General features: G+C 56.1%; 16 protein-coding genes and 1 pseudogene. All 17 read left to right on the forward strand.

The genetic code is table 11. The features are described 5' to 3' along the window. Window positions 1-4: 4 nt before the first annotated feature. Window positions 5-1,477, forward strand: coding sequence for a TadA family conjugal transfer-associated ATPase (locus PUR_RS07960; RefSeq protein ID WP_179034780.1), 1,473 nt, complete (start codon window positions 5-7; stop codon window positions 1,475-1,477). After that, complete coding sequence (locus PUR_RS07965) at window positions 1,455-2,438, forward strand: hypothetical protein (protein WP_179034781.1); 984 nt, start codon at window positions 1,455-1,457, stop codon at window positions 2,436-2,438. Before PUR_RS07960 ends, PUR_RS07965 begins: the two co-directional genes overlap by 23 nt. Then, entirely contained in the window at window positions 2,435-3,316 is an 882-nt protein-coding gene (locus PUR_RS07970) for a hypothetical protein (RefSeq protein WP_179034782.1), read from the forward strand. Before PUR_RS07965 ends, PUR_RS07970 begins: the two co-directional genes overlap by 4 nt. Before the next feature lie 51 nt (window positions 3,317-3,367). Further along, window positions 3,368-3,628: a hypothetical protein gene (locus PUR_RS07975; protein ID WP_179034783.1), complete on the forward strand. Its 261-nt coding sequence runs from the start codon at window positions 3,368-3,370 to the stop codon at window positions 3,626-3,628. Window positions 3,629-3,643: 15 nt separating this feature from the next. Then, a complete protein-coding gene (locus PUR_RS07980; RefSeq protein WP_179034784.1) occupies window positions 3,644-4,123 on the forward strand; it encodes a hypothetical protein in 480 nt (159 codons plus the stop codon). A 15-nt stretch (window positions 4,124-4,138) separates the two neighbouring features. Beyond that, window positions 4,139-4,633 (forward strand): hypothetical protein, encoded by a 495-nt coding sequence (locus PUR_RS07985; RefSeq protein ID WP_179034785.1) that lies wholly within the window; start codon window positions 4,139-4,141, stop codon window positions 4,631-4,633. A gap of 20 nt (window positions 4,634-4,653) precedes the next feature. Further along, on the forward strand, window positions 4,654-4,884 hold the full coding sequence (locus PUR_RS07990) for an EsaB/YukD family protein (RefSeq protein ID WP_179034786.1): 231 nt from the start codon (window positions 4,654-4,656) through the stop codon (window positions 4,882-4,884). Between the two features lie 15 nt (window positions 4,885-4,899). Further along, window positions 4,900-5,739 carry a DUF5050 domain-containing protein gene (locus tag PUR_RS07995; RefSeq protein ID WP_179034787.1) on the forward strand — a complete coding sequence of 280 codons (840 nt, stop codon included), beginning with the start codon at window positions 4,900-4,902 and terminating at the stop codon, window positions 5,737-5,739. Continuing rightward, on the forward strand, window positions 5,729-9,586 hold the full coding sequence (essC, locus tag PUR_RS08000) for a type VII secretion protein EssC (protein WP_179034788.1): 3,858 nt from the start codon (window positions 5,729-5,731) through the stop codon (window positions 9,584-9,586). The genes PUR_RS07995 and essC overlap by 11 nt, the downstream gene beginning before the upstream one ends. A 41-nt stretch (window positions 9,587-9,627) precedes the next feature. Further along, the gene (locus PUR_RS08005) at window positions 9,628-9,963 is read left to right on the forward strand and encodes a WXG100 family type VII secretion target (protein WP_179034789.1); all 336 of its coding nucleotides are present in this window, start codon (window positions 9,628-9,630) and stop codon (window positions 9,961-9,963) included. A gap of 66 nt (window positions 9,964-10,029) precedes the next feature. Next, window positions 10,030-10,329, forward strand: a complete 300-nt coding sequence (locus PUR_RS08010) for a WXG100 family type VII secretion target (RefSeq protein ID WP_179034790.1) — start codon at window positions 10,030-10,032, stop codon at window positions 10,327-10,329. A 105-nt stretch (window positions 10,330-10,434) separates the two neighbouring features. Then, complete coding sequence (locus PUR_RS08015; RefSeq protein WP_179034791.1) at window positions 10,435-11,679, forward strand: hypothetical protein; 1,245 nt, start codon at window positions 10,435-10,437, stop codon at window positions 11,677-11,679. A gap of 38 nt (window positions 11,680-11,717) precedes the next feature. Continuing rightward, the gene (locus tag PUR_RS08020) at window positions 11,718-12,551 is read left to right on the forward strand and encodes a hypothetical protein (RefSeq protein ID WP_179034792.1); all 834 of its coding nucleotides are present in this window, start codon (window positions 11,718-11,720) and stop codon (window positions 12,549-12,551) included. After that, complete coding sequence (locus PUR_RS08025; protein ID WP_179034793.1) at window positions 12,551-14,407, forward strand: Mbeg1-like protein; 1,857 nt, start codon at window positions 12,551-12,553, stop codon at window positions 14,405-14,407. Before PUR_RS08020 ends, PUR_RS08025 begins: the two co-directional genes overlap by 1 nt. 50 nt (window positions 14,408-14,457) lie before the next feature. Further along, window positions 14,458-15,303: a copper amine oxidase N-terminal domain-containing protein gene (locus PUR_RS08030; protein WP_179034794.1), complete on the forward strand. Its 846-nt coding sequence runs from the start codon at window positions 14,458-14,460 to the stop codon at window positions 15,301-15,303. Between the two features lie 29 nt (window positions 15,304-15,332). After that, entirely contained in the window at window positions 15,333-18,098 is a 2,766-nt protein-coding gene (locus tag PUR_RS08035; RefSeq protein ID WP_232101760.1) for a hypothetical protein, read from the forward strand. A gap of 294 nt (window positions 18,099-18,392) precedes the next feature. Continuing rightward, window positions 18,393-18,731: pseudogene (locus tag PUR_RS08040) on the forward strand (sigma-70 family RNA polymerase sigma factor); the annotation flags it as partial. Window positions 18,732-18,776 lie beyond the last annotated feature (45 nt).

Consider the following 18,776-nt stretch of genomic DNA (forward strand, 5'->3'; position numbering starts at 1 on the left):
AGCCTTGCTGACACGCGGGAAAATCAGCGATATGCAGCAAAAGGTGCTGCACCAGGTCCAACCGAAGGAGAACCTGGAGGAACTGGCCAGCAAGTATACGACCATTAGCTTTGAGGAAGCGCTCGAGCTGTGCCAGAAATACATCACGAAAATTACGACCCACGCCTACCGGCGCGAAACCGATCCGGCCCGCAAGCGGGAGATGACGAAGGCCTATATCAACGAATTCGTGGATTCGCAGATGCCTTCGGTCGAAGGGTATCGCGAGCTGCCGCAGCTCAAGAGCGCGCTGATCAACGAGATTACACATTACGGCCCGATCACTGAAGCGATGGAGGACCCGTCGATCGATGAGATCCGTGCCAACGGCCCGGACCAGATCTTCGTGGAGAGCGGGGGTAAATCAATCCCGTGGGATCAGCATTTTACCGACCGGGAGCACATGGAGCGGATTATCGCCAAGCTGATCGGCGTTTCGAAGATGCGGCTGATTCCGAAGATTCCGATGGTCAACGCCAGAACGATCGAAGGCTACCGCGTCAATGCGACCCATGCCGAGATTTCGCCGTACGGGCAGCCGGCCTTTGTAATCCGGAAATTCAGTAAGAAAAGCATTAATCCGAAAATGCTTGTCGAGAGCGAATCGTTCTCCGCCAATATGTACAAGCTGCTATCGCTTATCCCCAAATCGGATTTGTCCTGGATCACGGTGGGACCGACCGGCAGCGGAAAAACAACCTTGAACGAAATTCTGGTCAAGGAAATCAACCCGATGCAGCGCATCATCACGATTGAAAATCCCTCGGAAATGCGCCTCATCCAACGGGAAGGCGGCAGCGAGCACGGGCGGGTACTCAATGATGTACTTCAATACGAATCGGTGCCGGAGGACGATGACGCAAGCCCGGCGACGATGGAGAATCTGCTCATCAACGCGATGCGGCAGTCGCCGCACTGGATCGGTCCGGGAGAGCTGCGGACGCCGGGAGAATTTGCCACGGCGCTGCGGGCCGCCCAGACGGGGCATTACTTCTTCTCGACGCTTCACGCGGAGGGCGACAAGGAGGCGATTTACCGCTTCCTGACCGCATACCTGATGGCCTCCAACGAACCGGCGGAGCTGGCGCTCCGCAACATCTGCAGCGCCGTCAAATTCGTTATTTTTCAGGAGAAGCTGGCGGACGGCACCCGTAAGGTCACTTCGATTTCCGAGGTACTGGGCGCCGACGGGCTGAACCCGGTCATTAACCAGATCTACCGGTTCGAGTACGACGACGTCATCGAGGAATGGGCCGGGGATAAGAAAATCATCCGCATTTCCGGACGGCACCGCCGGGTCGGCAAACTGTCGGAGAAGGTTCAGCAGCTGATGATCAAGGCCGGGATTAAGCGCAGCCGGTTCGAGCTGTTTACGACCGATCCGGCGAGGGATGAAACGGAGGTGTACTCCTTAAGTGAATACGCCTTTAGTCACTAGCCTAATGCTCGGCCTCGCGGGATTTATCCTGTTCAACGCCGTCTTCGGCGTGAAATTCTTTCAGGGACTGGGAGGCTATATTCTGGAGCAGGTGGATACACTCGCCGAATATCTGGGCCGCTACAACACGAAACGTTATGTCGACCGGGTCAAGCGGGAACGGATCGTCAAGCGCAAGGAAAACATTTACGCCAAGTACAACCGGCTGGTCGAAGGGCTCATTCTCGATTTCAACATGCCGTTCACGCTGGAGAGCTTCACCTCGATTCTCTGCATCTGTTTTGCCATCGTGATGCTGTTAATCGTCCTGTTTATGAAAAGCGTAACGCTGTCGGTTCTAATCACCGTCTCGATTTTTATCGGATTGCTCACCTTCTTCGTAATGCAGTCGAGGGCGATCCAGGCCGAGCGGCTCGAACAGATTATGGACGCGGAGGACGTCATCTGTCCCCTGGCCCGCGAAGGCGTGCTGGTGGCGATCAAAAAGGTAATGGAGAACGACGAATATATCAGTCCCGCGCTCCGGCCTTATTTTCAGCAGTTTATCGACAACTGCGAGAACAACGGATATTCCTTCAAGCAGGCGATTCAGCTGCTGAACCGGCAGCTCGGGCCCAAATTCGACAACTTCGCCAAGAAGGCGATTGTCTTTGAATATAACGAGCGGAAAGGGATGGCGGACATTTTCCTCGACATCGTCGACGAGAACGCCGTGCTTCGGGAGATCAACATGAAGAAGGAAACGATCTTCCGCAAAATGAACCGGAGTTTTCTGATGAAGACGGCGGTCATCGTACTGTTCTTCCTGTACGCACTGACGGTTCAGGATTTCCGGGAATTTATGCTTTACACCGACGCCGGCAAAATGATTAATACGGTCATGATCAGCGTCGTCTGTCTGTGCTTTGCCAGAAGCCAGGTGCTCCAGAGCAGCATGGGCGGCGGAGGCGACAAGAAATGATCCTACTAGCCAAACTTGGCGCCATGCTGTCGATCCTGTACCTGGTCAAAACGCTGTTTTACCCGATGATGCGGACGGTCAGCCGGAGCCAGAAAAAGCGTGCCCGCCAGTATATCAAGCAGCGCAAGAACGAGAAGTTCAGGCAGACGATGAGACGCTACAAGCTGAGATTCGCGCGAAAGTACGCCGGCGGGCTGCTCAGCGCCACCGAAAGACTGAGATTCAAGAAGATGATCGACCGTCTCGATCTCGGTAAAAGTCCGGAGGAAATCCGGACGGAGCAAATTCTGTATCTGGTCGGCGGGCTGCTGCTGACGCTGCTGATGCTGAAGGTCAATACGATTCTCGGTTACTTATCGGCGATCTTTATCATCCTCGGGTGGCTGTACCCGGTATCGGAACTGGAGAAGGCGATCGAGCGCAAGAACAGGAACATCGCGCTGGACTTTCCGGCCTTTTACAGCATGGTGTATTACCAGTACATCAAGTCGGTCAATATCCACCTGGCCGATGTGCTGCGGGACTACATCCCGAATGCCAACCCCGATATCGGCGAAGAGCTCGGGGTCATGCTGGACAATACGGAGTACGGCGAGGAGTTCGCGCTTAAGCAGCTGAAGAAACGGGTTCCGCTGCATTACGTCATCAAGTTCTGCGACATTATGGAGACCCGGCTGAAGGGGTATGACAACGTCTCCCAGATGGCCTATCTCAAGAACGAGCTGGACGGCTTCCGGGTCAAAGCGCTTGAAGAAGAGCTGGAGCGGAGGGAGCGCAGCGGGGCGCGGATTCAAATGCTTTTGATTCTTGTGCTGGCGGCCTATATCCTGATTTATTACCTGTTTACAATTCTGGATTCGATCAAAATGTTCCAATAGAGTATGGGCAAAGGTTCAATGATTATTCAATAGCATTAGGAGGAGAAAAAGATGAAGAAACTGATGGATTTGAATACCCGGTCAGGACAAGCGGAGATGAAAGGGAAGGTACAGCAAGGCGGAGCATCGAAAGTGAAGGCCTTCCTGGCCGACGAGCGCGGCGCGGTGGGCGTCAAGGAAATCGCCATTACGGTGGCGGTAATCGTCATTATCGGCGCGGTGGTTTCGCTGATTACGGACTCCTTTTTAAATACATGGATTTCTGAAGTGTGGGAATTTTTTATGACTCAAATCGAAAAAATGACAACCTAATCCGGAGGCTTTAATATGCGCGGTGTTGCGAAGGCGGTGCTCGGCGTCATTTTATCCTCGGTCGCCATCCTGCTTCTGCTGAATCTCGCCTTCTTTTTTCCCTGGTATCTGACGCTGATCTCTGAGACGTACAACGTCGCCCAGGTTGTCGCCGGGGATAATTATATGAAGGAACTTTATTACGAGGATGCGATGAACCGGCTGCGGGAGCGTCCGATTTTCCGGGACAAGGAAGACAAGATTGAGATTTCGGTCACCAACGCGGACGGCCGCAGCGCGATCGGCGACGACGACGAGACGATTTATTACGACAGACCCGAGAACGAGAAGCCCTACCTGCAAAGGGGGGAGCCGCTTGAGGTGGAGATCAAGGCGGTGTATCCCTTTACCGTCACCTTATGGGGCGAAAAGCTGGAAAGGGAGCTCCCCGTCTCGTTCAAATTGTCGACCACGGGCCTGAAGCATTACAAGGATCTGGACTACTACACGGACTGATGGGAAGGAAAGCCAGTGAGAAATATAGCCGTCGCCATTCTCGTCGTCATTATGGCCTCTATCATCATTGAACCGCTTGTGGAGCTCGCCAATGTGTTCAGGGAAAAGATTACAGTCGGCTCGGCCGTCTCGGGCGCCCTTCGGGCGGCCAGAGACCGCAGTCTCGAAGACGAGCTGCTGCGCGAGCTGGACGCCAGGGTGGACGAGGAGCGTTTCAAGGAGTATTTTGCCGACTCGTTCGGGGATGCTCTTCATGTCAGCGAATCGAACGACGCCGGCGACGAGGTAACGTTCACCTCCGATGACGGAAAATTCAATCCCTTCACCGTCAGCTTCGTCTTTGACGAATATACGGACCTGAAGGGCCGGATCGTAACCCAGGTCATCGTCAAGGCGGAGTCCAAATACAAGTTCAAAACGAAGTACCTGAAGCTGGCCGAGGCAGCCGGCAGTTCCGGCGAATACAAGCTGGTCAGCGAGCAGAAATACCTGCTCTCTGTAAGGAACTAGACAGAAGGGAGGGGGTTCTTGTGGATTATATCATGGTTACCCTGCAGACCGGGGGCGACCGGCAGACCGATCTGAATGTGCCGGCATTCGTGCCGGTTGGCGACCTGCTGGATATGCTCGCCGAGGCGCTTCATCTGGAGAAAGGGCCTGAGACCCGGCTGCAGGCCGAGCCGCTCGGCCGGATTCTGCAGGTCGGCCGCACGCTGGAGGAGCAAGGCGTATGCCACGGCGCGCTGCTGACCGTCATCTAAAGAAGGAGCGATACCATGAACGGCAACTTGTACAACGGAGGACTGGTTCACAGGGACGGGGAGTCGCTGCTCGTCACCGACATCAAATGGTACTCCGGCACTTATCTGATACATAACGAGACCAGCTTCGACATTTTCACGGACAATCTGATGTGGTTTATGAACGGCGGCGAATCCGGGATTCTGTACAGCGACCAGCGCAGAGGGAACCGGCTGTTCCGTTCCGCTCCGGCCTCACGCGAAGAGGATCTCGTGCTAGACAAGCCGTGCGCGCAGCCGGTTCTCCGCGGTGGTCTGATCTACTACATGGATGAGCGGGACAGCGGCCTGTACTGCTGCGTGGAAGACGGCCGCTATGACCGCAGGCTGACCGCGGATAAGGTGAGCGGCTTTCTCCTGCTGGACGACGAATCGATCGTATGCGCCACGGCCCAGGGCATTAAGCTGGCCGGCGCCGGCGGGCGCGGGGCCGAGACGGTCAGCCCGGCGACCGCAGGCCGGATGGTTCAGGCGGGCGATGTGCTCGCGTTCGCCGATCATGGTCGGGATCTCGCCTTGACGCTGCTGGACCTTGGCAGCGGGGAAACAACGGCGGTGGACGGCATCGCCGCGTCCTGGATCAACACGGACGGACGCTACCTGTACTGTTCAAACCGGCGCAACGGCGGCAGCCTGTATCGGGTCGATCCGGGGACGGGAACGGGCATCCGGATGAGCAGCGAAAGCGCCGATTATCTGCACGTGCTTGACGGCGATATCTATTTCAGCCGCGGCCGGGAATGGTACCGGCTGCCGCTGGCGGGCGGCGAAGCGGAGAAGCTTCCGGCCCCGGGAGGCATCGGCCATGCAGACTGAATTCAGCCGCCAGCCAAGGTTCCTGCCCGACATCCCGCACGGCGAGGTGGAAGTGCCGAACCCGCCGATGCTGCAGGAGAGGCCGGAAATTTCCTGGTACGGCATTCTGCTTCCCCCGATCGTCATGCTTGTCATTACCGTGCTGATCGCGATGACGTCGCAGTCTCTCTTCCTGCTGATCTCGGTCGCCACGACTGTGATGACTCTGATCGGCTCGCTGGGAGGGGCGGTGACGCAGATCCGCAAATACACCCGCAAGAAGAAGGAGCGGGAGCAGAGATATCTCCAGTTCATCACCGATACGCGCAGCGACCTGTCGGTAGCGAGAGAGCAGCAGAGCGCCGCCATGAACGAAATGTTTCCGGAGCCTGCGGAATGCGTGCGCCGGATTATGGAAACCGACAGCCGGCTGTGGGAGAAGACGCCGGTGCATAACGATTTTCTGGCCGTGCGCGTCGGCGTTGGCAGCGCTGCGCTGGAAATGGAGATCCGCTATACGAAGCAGGCGATCGTCATGGAGAGCGATCCGCTGCTGATGGAGCCGCAGCGGCTGGCGATGGATTACGCCAAGGTGCCGGGCGTTCCGATTACAGTCAATCTGCTGGAGGCGGAAATCTGCGGCCTAGCCGGAGATGCGGCCAAGACGGCGGAGCTACTGAAATCGATGCTGCTCCAGGTCGTTACCCATCAGGGCTACGACGACATGCGCATCGTGCTGCTGACTGAGGGAGACGGACTGGATCGATGGAGCTGGCTGAAGTTTCTGCCGCATCTGTGGGATGACGGGATGAATGTCCGCTTCCTGCTATGCGGCAGGGCGCTCGCCCATCAGGTGCTGTCCGAGATGTACGGCCTGCTCAAGGACCGGGAGCTCCGGACGGCGGGCGGCGGCGCGCTGCCGCACTACCTGTTCGTTGTAGAGGACGCAACGCTTCTGGAGAACGAGCCGATCAGCAAATATCTGTATAACGGCAGCTCGAAGCTTGGTGTGTCGACGATATTCGTCGCGCCAAACGCCGCTTATCTGCCGATGAACTGCAAGGTAGTTATCGGCTTGCAGGGTCAGCACGGGGAGATGGCTAGCCGCGTCACCGGAGAGAAGACGGCGTTTACGCCGGATCAGGCCGATCTCAAGGAGCTCGATCTAGCGGCCAGAAAGCTGGCCCCGCTGCGGATCAAGCACGCGAACGCCGGCTTCGCCCTTCCGTCCTCGATTTCGCTGTTGGACATGCTGGAGGCGGAGAAGGTGACCGATACCGATGTCCTGCTGAACTGGATGCGGAACAAGACCTACATGGGCATGAGCGTGCCGATCGGAGCACGCGCCGGAGGAGAGCCGCTCATTCTCGACATGCACGAGACGGGCTACGGGCCGCACGGCTTGGTGGCTGGAACGACGGGCTCCGGCAAGAGCGAGCTGCTTCAGAGCATTATCGTCTCGCAGGCGATCCACTACCATCCGCATGACATCGCGTTTGTTCTGATCGACTATAAGGGCGGCGGCATGGCGGACGCCTTTAAGGGTATGCCCCATCTCGTCGGGACGATCACGAACCTGGACGGCAACCAGACGACCCGGGCGCTGCTCTCCATCAAGAGCGAGCTGATGCGCAGGCAGCGTGTGTTCTCGGAGTACGGGGTCAACAGCATCGACAAATACCAGAAGCTGTATTACAGCCGCTCTGGAGGAGCGGATATGCCGGCCATTCCCCACCTGATCATGATCGCCGACGAGTTCGCCGAGCTGAAACAGGACCAGCCGGATTTTATGAAGGAGCTGGTTAGCACGGCGCGGGTCGGCCGAAGCCTCGGGGTTCACCTGATCCTGGCGACGCAGAAGCCGGCCGGGGTCGTGGACGACCAGATCTGGAGCAACTCGAAGTTCAAAATCTGCCTCAAGGTTCAGGACGAAGCGGACAGCCGGGACGTTATCAAGCGGCCCGACGCGGCGATGATCAAGGAGCCCGGGCGCGCCTATATTCAGGTGGGCAACGACGAAATTTTCGAACTGTTCCAGTCCGCCTATTCGGGCGCGGATTATGATCCTCAGGGCGAGCTGCAGAAGCTGGAGAACAAAACAAAACGCATCTACAAGGTGTCCGTGACCGGCCGGAGCGAGCGGATTTATCCGCTGGAAGAAGAGAAAATCGCCCGTCACGAGGTGCCTTCCCAGCTGCAGGCGATGGTGGAGCATATCACCCGAATGGCGGAGCAGATCGATATCAAGCCGGTCAAAGGCCCTTGGCTGCCGCCGCTGCCGGACACCGTCTTCCTGGACGATCTGGTTGACGCGGCATGCGCGGACGGCATATGGCCTCGCCGGGAATCGCTGCTCAGCATCCCCGCGGGACTGCTGGATGATCCGAGAGGGCAAAGGCAGGAGGCGCTTGAGTTCGATTTTGCGGGTGAGGGCAATCTGTTCGTTTACGGCGCTCCCGGAACGGGCAAAACGGTGCTGCTGCGTACGCTCCTGCTGTCCGCCGCTCTGCTGTATACGCCGGAGGAGGTCCATTTCTATATGATGGATTTCGGCGGCGGCTCGCTGAAATCGCTGGAGCGGCTTCCCCATGTCGGCGGCGTCATGACGCTGGAGCAGGAGGAGAAGATCGATCAGTTCATGCGGTTCGTATTCCGGATCATGGAGGAGCGCCGGGCGCTATTCGAGGAAACGGGCAGCGAAGGCTTAGCCGATTACCGTGCGGACGGCCGGGATATGCCGGCGGTGATGCTGATGATCGACAACTATTTCGCGCTGTCGGAAACGTACGAGGACATCGACGCCCAGATGGTCGTGCTCGCCCGCGAAGGCTTCAAATACGGCATCTATCTCGTCGCCACGGCGACGAGCAGTGCGCTGGTCCGCTACAAATTTTCGGTCAACTTCAAAATGGCCGTCAGCCTGCAGATGACCGAGAAAAATGAGTACGATGGCATCGTCGGCCGCACCGAAGGGCTGGAGCCGGCCAAGACGGCCGGCCGCGGCCTTGTCCGGGGCAAGCCGCCGCTGGAATTCCAGACCGCGCTGCCCGAATTCAGGGAGCTTCGGACGGATGCGCTGATCGAACGGCTCGAACGGCGGTTCGATACCCGTGCGGTGCCGATTCCGGTCATGCCGGTGTCCATTGATCTGCGCGCGATTGCGGCGGAAGGAAGCCGGCTGGCGATCGGACTGGCGAGCAACAATCTGCAGCCGGTCCATATCGATCTTCAGTCCTCTCCGGTCTTCATGGTGGCGGGGGACGTCATGTCCGGCAAGAGCACGTTGCTGGTCTCCTGGATTACGCTGCTCCAGGAGCAGCAGGAGGGTCTGGAGGTCTACGCGCTGGACTCCTCGGGTATGGGCATTTACGAGCTGATGAGCCGGCCGTACGTCACCGACCTGTCGGGCGTGGACGATATGTTCGGCTTCTCGGATACCTTGAAAGAGAAGCTCGATGCGCGGCGGGCCGAACTGCTCACCTGCCGGATGGCCGGCGGAGACGCAGCGGCTCTCACCGCCGGCTGGAACCCTATTCTTTTCGTCATTGACAAGCTGAGTGAATTTACCGGCAATGACATGTATGCCCTGCACGAGCTGCTGGAGCGGGTAATCCGCCAGGATCGGGGACTGAAGATCTCGATTCTCGCGGCCGACAACACGGCCGACCTCGCCTCCAACTGGGACAGCCTCGGCAAGCTGATCCGCGAGGAGCAGACGGGTGTCCTGCTGGGACGGATCAAGGAACAGAATTTGTACTCGGTATCCCACCCTTACGGTTCCCAGGAACGAAATATGGAGCAGGGCGACGGTTACCTGATCGTGAAGAACAGGTACACCGGCATGCGGTGCGCCATGCTGAAGAAATAAAACACCGTCAGGTTAGACATTTTCGCAGATGAGGTGAGACCATGTCCATCAGTCCATCCGAAATCAGAAGACACGCCGCGCGCATCAACGGCCTGACAGGCGACGTGCGGCGGATCTCCATCGAGCTTCAGGATCAGTACCGCCAGGTCGGCCAATACTGGACAGGCACGGCGTCCAAGTCGCTGATCAGCGACTACCAGTCTCTGGACAGCGAGATGAGAGCGCTGCTGCGCAGCCTGGATCAGCTGGAAAGCGGCGTCGAGCGCATTGCGTCCCAGGTGCAGCGAGCCGAACAGGAACGCGCCGAGAAGAAGCGGCTGGCCGAGAAGAAGGAGAGAGAACGTAGGGAACGGGAGCGGGCCCGCAACGGCCATTAATTCGTCCGTATGTCCGGTCCATTAAACCGCTTCAGGCAACAGGCCCTCGAAAGGAGGTGAATAACAATGGCGGGAAACAATTTGACATTTAGCCCCGATCAGGCGATGAGCGTCGCCAAATCGATCAGCGGCAAAGCAAACAATGCTCAAACGCTTATCAACCAGCTTCAAAAGGAAATTCATGCGGTAAGCGGCTGGTGGCAAGGTGAGTCCCAAAGCGCCTTCGTAGAGCAGTTCGACGGACTTGTGCCTAGTTTCAAAGAGCTGGTTACTTGTGTAGAAAATATCAGCAAGAACCTTACGCAAATCGCGAACATCAAACAGCAGGCCGAGAAGGAAATGGCCAGCAAGCTGCGCGGAAGATAATTGGCGTTTCCAGGCATGGCAAGCCGGCCGGACGATTCGGTCTGGCTGCCCTGCCATGATTTATTTAATGAGGATCCCATACATAGAATCTGGAGGGAGCTTTACGTGAAGCTGACCGATAGGGAATATTTGACGCTGGCCTCTATTACGCTGCCCGTGCATGACGATGGAAAGACGGAAATGACGGTCTGCGAACTGCTCGGCCACAGCGCGGCGGAGGCGGAAGCCGGCACCCCGGCGGACCGTAGGCTGTATGACCTGAAGCTGACGTCCCGGTGGAACGTGCCGGACGCAGCGGGTTATGCCTTTAAAAACGAACACGACGATAGATGGTTTATCTTTTCATATACACCGGATTCCTCATTAAAGGATTTGAAAACACTACTTTCCGGCGAGAGCCCGGTGCTAAGGCAGGCCGCGGAATTCCTCCGCGCCTGCCGGGGAGGCGGCTCCTGCTTCGTGACCGGCCTCGGACTCGGCGGAGCGCTGGCGCTTTATGCGGCGGCATCCTGCGGCGATGCCGGCGGCCTCGTGTTTGACGCTCCCGGGATCGCCCATTTGCTGGACGCGCAGCAGGGCAATTATCCGGGCATCCGCAACATCCTGGCCGCCCATAGTGTGATCTCCGCTTTAGGTACTCACGGAGAAACCGTGCTGTTCGCCAAATCCGCCGGCGAACCGGAGGCGGAAACGGCGCTGCTCGAGCCAGCCGGCCTGCACCTGTACGAGACCGATGCGGCGGGCCGGATTATACTCGGCGAACCGGACGACACGTACGGGCTGCTGTCCAAGCTGAATGTTCTGCTGGAGGATGGGCCGGTTGTGGACGACGTTTCGGGCGCGTTCATCCGGGCGGCCGGGCTGCAGGATACCGGCGCGAAGGATCTGATTCATGCGCTGCTACCGTTGAGCGAACGGACCGGCGCCCAGGGCATCCGCGAGGTGCTGCTGGACATCGCCGCCAGATATGACTGTCATGTGCAGCGGATTTGGCTAGAGTGGAAGCAGGACATGGCCGAAAGCGCGAAAAGGCTTGGCCCGGGCGGACTTTCGGAAGCTTTTGAAGACAGAAGCGAATTCGCCATGCGGGAAGCATCCGCGTTGCTGGAAGAGATGTACCGCGTGACGGAAGCGTTCCTGGTCGTCCTGATCCTGTTCGGTCCGGATCACAGCCGGGTTGCGGATCGGCTTGACGAGCTGCTAGAGACGGTCGCGGGCGGGATGACGGCCCGGCTCAAGCTGCTGTCCAGACAAATGCCGAATGAGCTTGAGGCCTTGATGGACATATCCATGAGCAAAATGTTCGTATGGCCGGACCTTCAGTTCACGTTCAAAGAGGAGGGCCCTTAGAAGACCAATCAGACTGACCTTAAGGAGAGTGGGCGGGCTTGAACAAAACGATGAAAAGGGCGGTGTTTATTCCAATGGCTTTCTTGACGCTACTCAGCCTGTTCGGCTGCCGCGAATCGCGGGATGAAAAGGCTTCGAAACGCATTCTGGAATCCCTGCAGCAAAAATACGGCGAGGAGTTCGTGCTGGACGGCATCGGCGGCGGTTGGGGGACGATGAACAACAATACACTGAAGGCAATCGCCCGGCCGAAAGACGATGCGACGCTGAAAGTTCCGGTGGAGATTACGAAGGACTTTAGCAAAATGTACGACAAGTACCTTAATCAGCGGGTTGCCCGCAATGAGGAGCCTAAGATTGAAGAGCTCGCGAGAACGTACTGGCCGGATGCAAAGGTCGTCATCGCCAACGATACCCGGCTTACCTACCCGAAGGAAAATGATACCTCGATGTCCTACGCGGAGTTTCAGAAGCGGTATCCGATGAACATCCAGCTTGTTTCCATCTATCTTAATGGCGGCGATTATATCGATGCGCAGGGGAATATGGACCAAAATGGCGAAGCAAGCAAATACATGGAATTTGCCAAGGTGCTGACCGAACATCAATATGTCAGCAGTATGGTGACATGGACGTTCCTTACCAAGGACGCCTACGATCGGTTGGACGAAGCTAAAGCATCCGATGATTCCGTCGATAAGTATTTCACCGACGAGGAAGAGGAAAAAGGTAAGGTTAATATCATGACCATGGTCGGATACTCCCTGAACACGGAAGGTCAGGTTGAAGAATCCCGAGGAGAGATCGAATCTTATTTTGACACCTGGAGGGAAAAAAGGCTCAAAAGCCTTAAGCAGCGAGGTGAGTCCTGATGGGCGACCAGCTCACCGAAGTGGAACTGAAGAAGATCTCCCAATTGGTGTACTTGGATATTCTCGATAGCCAAGGCGTCAATACGAAGATCCAGCAGAAATACATTCGTCAAGGCAATAAAATCACCGTCAGCCAGGTAATCGATTATTACACGTCAGGCGAGGGGTTAAAAGAGCTTGAAGAGCGTTACCCGAGCATGTTGAACGGAACCAAAGAATCCGATCAGTGGGTCAAGCTGCTTGAATCGATGGACACTCCCCAGTATCAGAATTGGGAAATCAGTAATGTAGTATCGAAAAATAAACAGAATGAATCCGGGTTCGTGGCTTTTACCATAGATACGAAGAATGGGGCAAGAGTAGCCGCTTTCCGCGGCAGTGAGCCCATTGATGATCCGTACTACCGGAATGACTGGAAGAACAACGGGACGACCGCCTACGAGCTTGAATCGGTACAGCAGCAAGACGTCACGGAATACATGAGGCGTTTCGGTCAAGGCGACTACGATCTGTACCTGACCGGTCACTCTCTCGGCGGGAACCTGGCGCTGTATTCCTCATTCGTTCTTACCAACGAGCAGAGAAGCAGGCTCGTCTCCGCGTCCACCTTCAACGCGCCCGGCTTCAATAAAAGCGTGCTGGACAAATACCGGACGCAGATTGACGAGATGAATGAGAACGGACAGCTCAAAGAGTTCCGCAATAAGCATGACATCGTGCCGGCCCTGTTCATGAATCCTTCGGACGGCATTTATATCGACACCACCTCGAAGGAACTGACGGGGTTCTCGCATCATTCCCTGTTCTCCCTTGCGCAGGAAGATGGGGAGACCTTTCGGCGGTCGGACTCCCAGATGCGCGCCGTTATTCCGAACATTGTGCACCATGTGACGGTCGGGCTTGAGATCGTACCGAATTTCCTTAAGGAAGCGCTGGTTCGCGAAGTATTCAAAATCTGGGATGGCGACATTGAGATTCAGCATATTCTGTTTGCGGCTGCGGCTGTTGCCGCGATTTTCATCGCCGGCCCGGTTACCGTGCTGGTCGGTGCGTTAAAGGTCGTGCTGGCGCTGTATGTCATCGGCTTTATTATCGACAAGGTGATTCCGTGGATCAAGGAAGGGATCGCCAACATCGCCGAGATGGTGGAAACGTTCTTCGACGAAAGCGTTGAATTCATCACCAATCTCGTGTTCCAGGCGGTCGATGCAGCCAAGCTGATCGGCAGTAAGGTGGCCGAGTTCACGCAGCAGGTCAAGGGGGCCGTGACGAAGTTCTTCCAGGATCTGAAGGAAGGCTTCAAGCGTTTTGTCGCCGATACCATCCAGTTCGTCCAGGCGCAGAAGGAACGCTTCCTCCGGATGAAGGACCAGGCCGTCAAGAAGCTCGGAGACATCTTCGATTCCATGAAATCGGCCAACACCCGTAAGAAGGATGAAGTCGTGAACAGTGTCCGCTCGTTAACGGACAGGCTGATCGGCATCAAGTCAAAGATCAAGACCGTGGCCAAAATTGCGGTTTCGGCCGCGGGCGCGGTCCGAGCCGCCCAGATTCAGGCCAATCTGAACCGCATTGAAGCCCTGCACAAGCTGCTGAGGCAGAAGGAAGAGCGGATCTCGGAGCTGGTCAGCCGAATTCTCAGCGTGGCGTCCGGGGTGTCCTCCAGCGTCAGCGGTTCATATCCGGAATCCTACGTCCGCTCGCAAGTCAGAGAGCTTCAAAGAGCGAGCGAGGAGGTCAAGGCCAAGGAACGCCGTGTCTCCGAAACGCTGAAGCAGCAGTCGGACACGGTCAAATATTCCGTGAACACCTACCGCAGCACCGAAGCGAGATTGTCCTCCCTGGCGAGAGCCTAAAACGAGGCATTCAAATACAAGCATACACATGACGAGAGGAGCAATATTTAATGAAGCGATTTAACACCCTACTTGCCGTATTTCTGATCATTACCCTGTTCTCCGCGCCTTTCACGGCGTCGGCGGCAACCCTGCCACTTCGGGTCGTAGTCGACGGCAAGAAGGTATATTTCCCCGACGCCCAGCCGTTCATCGATGCCCAACAGCGCGTTCAGCTGCCTGTCCGGTTCGTCACCGAAGCGCTAGGCGCGAAGGTGCTGTGGGACGGCCCAGCGAAAAAGGCGACGATTATCCTGAACGGCAAGACGATGGTCGTCTATATCGGCAAAACCAGCTATACGGTGGACGGAAAAACGAAGCAGATGGACACCGCCGCTCTGTTCAAGGAGTCCAGAACATTTGTGCCGCTGCGCTTTTTGTATGAAGGTCTCTGCGTGAACGTGAACTGGGACGATTCCGTGAAGACGGTATATATCACCACTGGCGGAAGCGGCGGAACTACAACTGCGCCTTCCACGGGAACAAAGACGGCAGACGTTTACGGATTCAAGGTCAATTATGTCGAGATGGGGCCGAACCTTGAACCGGCTTATGTCAGCGCATCAAGGATGACCGTATACAAGAATGATGAACCGGAGCCCGGCAAGGTTCTCTTCCAGCTTACCATCGTGTTCAGTGATGCCGGTTCAGATCCTGTACAAGGGGCGAAGGAAGCGGAATCTATTTTACGCCAGAAAATTGAAGACAACGTAGTTGATTCGATAATGAAATATGCAAGAACGAAAACGAAAATTAGCGATATTCTGCCTCTTAAGGAGTTTACTTCGAAAAATTATAATTTTATGGTCCTCTCTAGTGAATATGACGATATAGCTATTATGGTTATACCAAAATAATGACACAGACAAAGGGAATGAAAACGATAGTGAGAAGAAAGCTGATCAACTGTTCGCTGCGGTTCGCACTGCCGGCAGTGGCGGCGGGGATGCTGCTGTCGGGTCTGTTCCTTTCGGTAAATGCGGAGGACGGCAGTGCTCCGGACGATTTTCCGCAAACGCCGGCCGAAGCCCGGGAATACATCAACAGAGACATGAGCGAGCTCTACAATAAGCCGAATTATTATCCGCCGGAAACGGGCAAGGGCAAGCTGCGGGAGGATCTGCTGCAGAAGCGGATTGACAGCAGGGAATATACATTTGAAATGGTGTATGGGGCGAGTCATGGAGAGCCGCTGGTTCACAAAGGCAATATGTATCCTTATTCCGGCTATAATCTCAACGGCGATTCTGTATCGGCCGAAGGGGTCCCCTGGTATGCGGGATGGAGCGGCACTAAAATCCAGGACTTTGACATGGTTAAGAAACCTTGGGGCGACCCCAGCGTCATTCGAGCTTATAATCCCAAAAGAAGCAATTTCAATGCCTATTCCGATCCCTCGAACAAATACCTCGCCAGCTCGGGAGGCACTTTTGAACAGGCGATCATTACCGGCCTGAATTTGGAATACGGAGGCAAAACTTACAGCGAGTTCATCTATAACAACATGAACAGCCAGTATAAAGACCGCGTCGTCTATGATTTCAACGCTACGCCGACAAAAGGCGGAAGCTGGGTGGACTATGTGCAGATCATCCAGCCGCCCACCTTCCTCTCCTGGGGCTCCGGGCGGATTTATATCGACAATCCGGGAGGCAACATCACATACCTGGGCATTCCGATCGCGCCGTTCATGCTGCAAGTGGACGACCTGTCCACGGCATTCGAGAACTTTCCTTCCGGCGCGGTCGCAGGAGATTCCGTTACGGTCGGCGTCCGGGTGAACTCCACCTTTGACGGGGAGCGGACGACCGATTTCGCCTGGCAGATCAAGGACAGCAGCGGCAAAACGGTGCCCGCCAACTACAAGGGGCATGCTGAGACGGCTTCGGGCGACCTTACGATCCCGGGCAACAACGAGCGCATGCTGTACGCGTCCTTTATTATGCCGGAGGGCAACGTCAGCGTGAAATTGACCGTGAACACGAAAAAATTCCCCGAAGAGGACATTTACACGAACAACACGGTGAGCCTGACACTGAAAGAGGTTCAGCCGATGCCTGCCGCCAAGGGCGAATACGATCTCGACTACAATGTGCTGTCTAGAAAAATCAGCTTTCCCCTGGCGAAGGAGGCGGCGATCCAGGCTAATCTGATTCTACCGGGCAGCTCACGCTGGAACGGCAATGCGACCGGAGCGCTCGATGTGGATAACGACTCCCCGAATCTGCTGCGAAGCTTCACGGTGCTGAACAATCCGCCGGTCAATGAGGCGGGTTCGACCATTACGCGCAAGCCGACCATCAAGGCCAAGCTCCTGCGTACCGATTTTGGCGACAATCCGCTGGGCGGCGGCTGGCTGAACCTGAGCAACGCCTATATGCCGCGGACGAAGTTGGGTGCCGTCAGCTACAGCGGCGAGGTCAGCAGGGACTATATCCGGACCTACCGGACATGCAAAACGGTAACCGACTCCAACGGTAACCGGGATAGGGAATGCGAGACCCATGAAGAGAACGGCACGACCACGGCTCCGTTCTCTCCGGGTAAGGACACCATTACGGTTAACGCGTTCGTCTACAACGGACGGAAAGACGTGCCCGCTAAGGAATTTGAGGACAGGATCGAAAACAATACGAAGGATGATCTAAGCAAGAAGCTGCTGTGGACCAGTGAGCCGTACAAGATCAAGACGATCCGCTGGATGGCCCATGAGGACGAGAGCGGCAGTCTGTTAGACTGGACCGACGTGAACGGCCAGTACGAGCGCGAGTTCACACAGCAGGCCTCGGGCAAGCTGGTCTGGAAGAGCGAGCAGACGATGGCGAATGCCTACAGCCAGGGCAGAGAGGCCGCAAGACGGATGACCAACAACAAATCCGATTACGACAAGGCCGTGTTCGCCACTGACCGCGAGCTTCAGGGGTATGACTATCCGATCAAGTCGGGCTATTATTTCAATCCGGCCGGGGTCTATACCTTTACGCTGGAGACGGTGACGTTCAAGCCTACCGACGACGATACGAAGGATCACAAGGATCTGGTGGACGCGGTGATAGATTCGTTCCGGTACGAGAGCAACCTGGTCTATATTAACAACAACAAGGAATCGGTTAATCTCCTGAACGAGCCGCTTGGACGGTCGGGGAATACAATTGTCCCCAAACCGGCAGCCCTAAGCGTGAAGAACTCCAAGGGCGTGAATGCCCTGCCGCTTATAGCTGTGGAAGACCGGTCGACGGACAGCTCTCGCTACACGAAAGAAGTGGAGGAAATCTACCACTCGCAGAACCGGAATAATATAGACGAAACGCACGCTTTCTGGAAAAATATCCTGGAAGGGTACTCGCAGTCCAGCACCAAGGGCAGCTTCGACAGCTTCAAGTACCGGGAGTTTGTCAAGGACGGTCAGCATATGTATAAAATTACGGAGACCACGACCGTCAGCATCATCGTAAATCCGAACAACACGCCGCTGTACACCGATGCCCGCATGGCGGACGGCAATTACTATGTCAAAGCCTGGCTCACCGATGTGGAGCTGTCTTCAAGCTCCAACGCCTACCGTAAACTCGGCAAGCTGGTCGGCGTGAAGCCGCTGGATGAAATCCGGGTAACGGTAAAGGGCTCGATGTATGACGATTTGAACAACTGATGCCTTCTCGGTCTTGGACAGTCTGGACACGGCCGCTTCGGCGTTGGCTGCTCCTGAAGCTGTACCGGGGCCGGATTACCGATCGACCGTATGACGTCCATGTTACACCGGAGAAAGTCCATAATTCCGTTCCGTATTTGTCGAGTCAGGATCGCCTATTGGCTTTGAGGTGGAAGCGGCAGCGCTGGGTTCGGGTTATTTGACGACGCCTAGTTGCCGAGGTTTACAGAAGCGAAAGATTTTTGTCATGATTGCTCACCAAAGATTTCATCCCAAGGTTTGTTTCCCAAATGAAAGTTTACCTGCAAGGACGTGTCACTGCATGATCCCATCGGGACCGATAAAGAGGGCAACGAAATCACCCTGATCGATATCCTCGGTTCGGAAACGGACGATGTCATTAAAGAGGTGGATCTCAAGATTGAGAAGAGCAAGATCTACCGCAATCTCGATATCCTGGATGATCGGGAAAAAGAGGTGGTGGTCGGCCGATTCGGCCTCGACACTGGTGGCGAGGAGCGGACACAGCGGGAGATCGCCAAGGAATTGGGCATCTCGCGCAGCTATGTATCTCGGATTGAGAAGCGGGCGCTGATGAAGCTGTATCATGAGTTTTATAAGGCGAAGCGATAACTCATACAAGAAGCAACTTGTCTAATGACAGGCTGCTTCTTTATT

The organism is Paenibacillus sp. URB8-2 (assembly GCF_013393385.1).
Taxonomy (GTDB): domain Bacteria; phylum Bacillota; class Bacilli; order Paenibacillales; family Paenibacillaceae; genus Paenibacillus_AQ.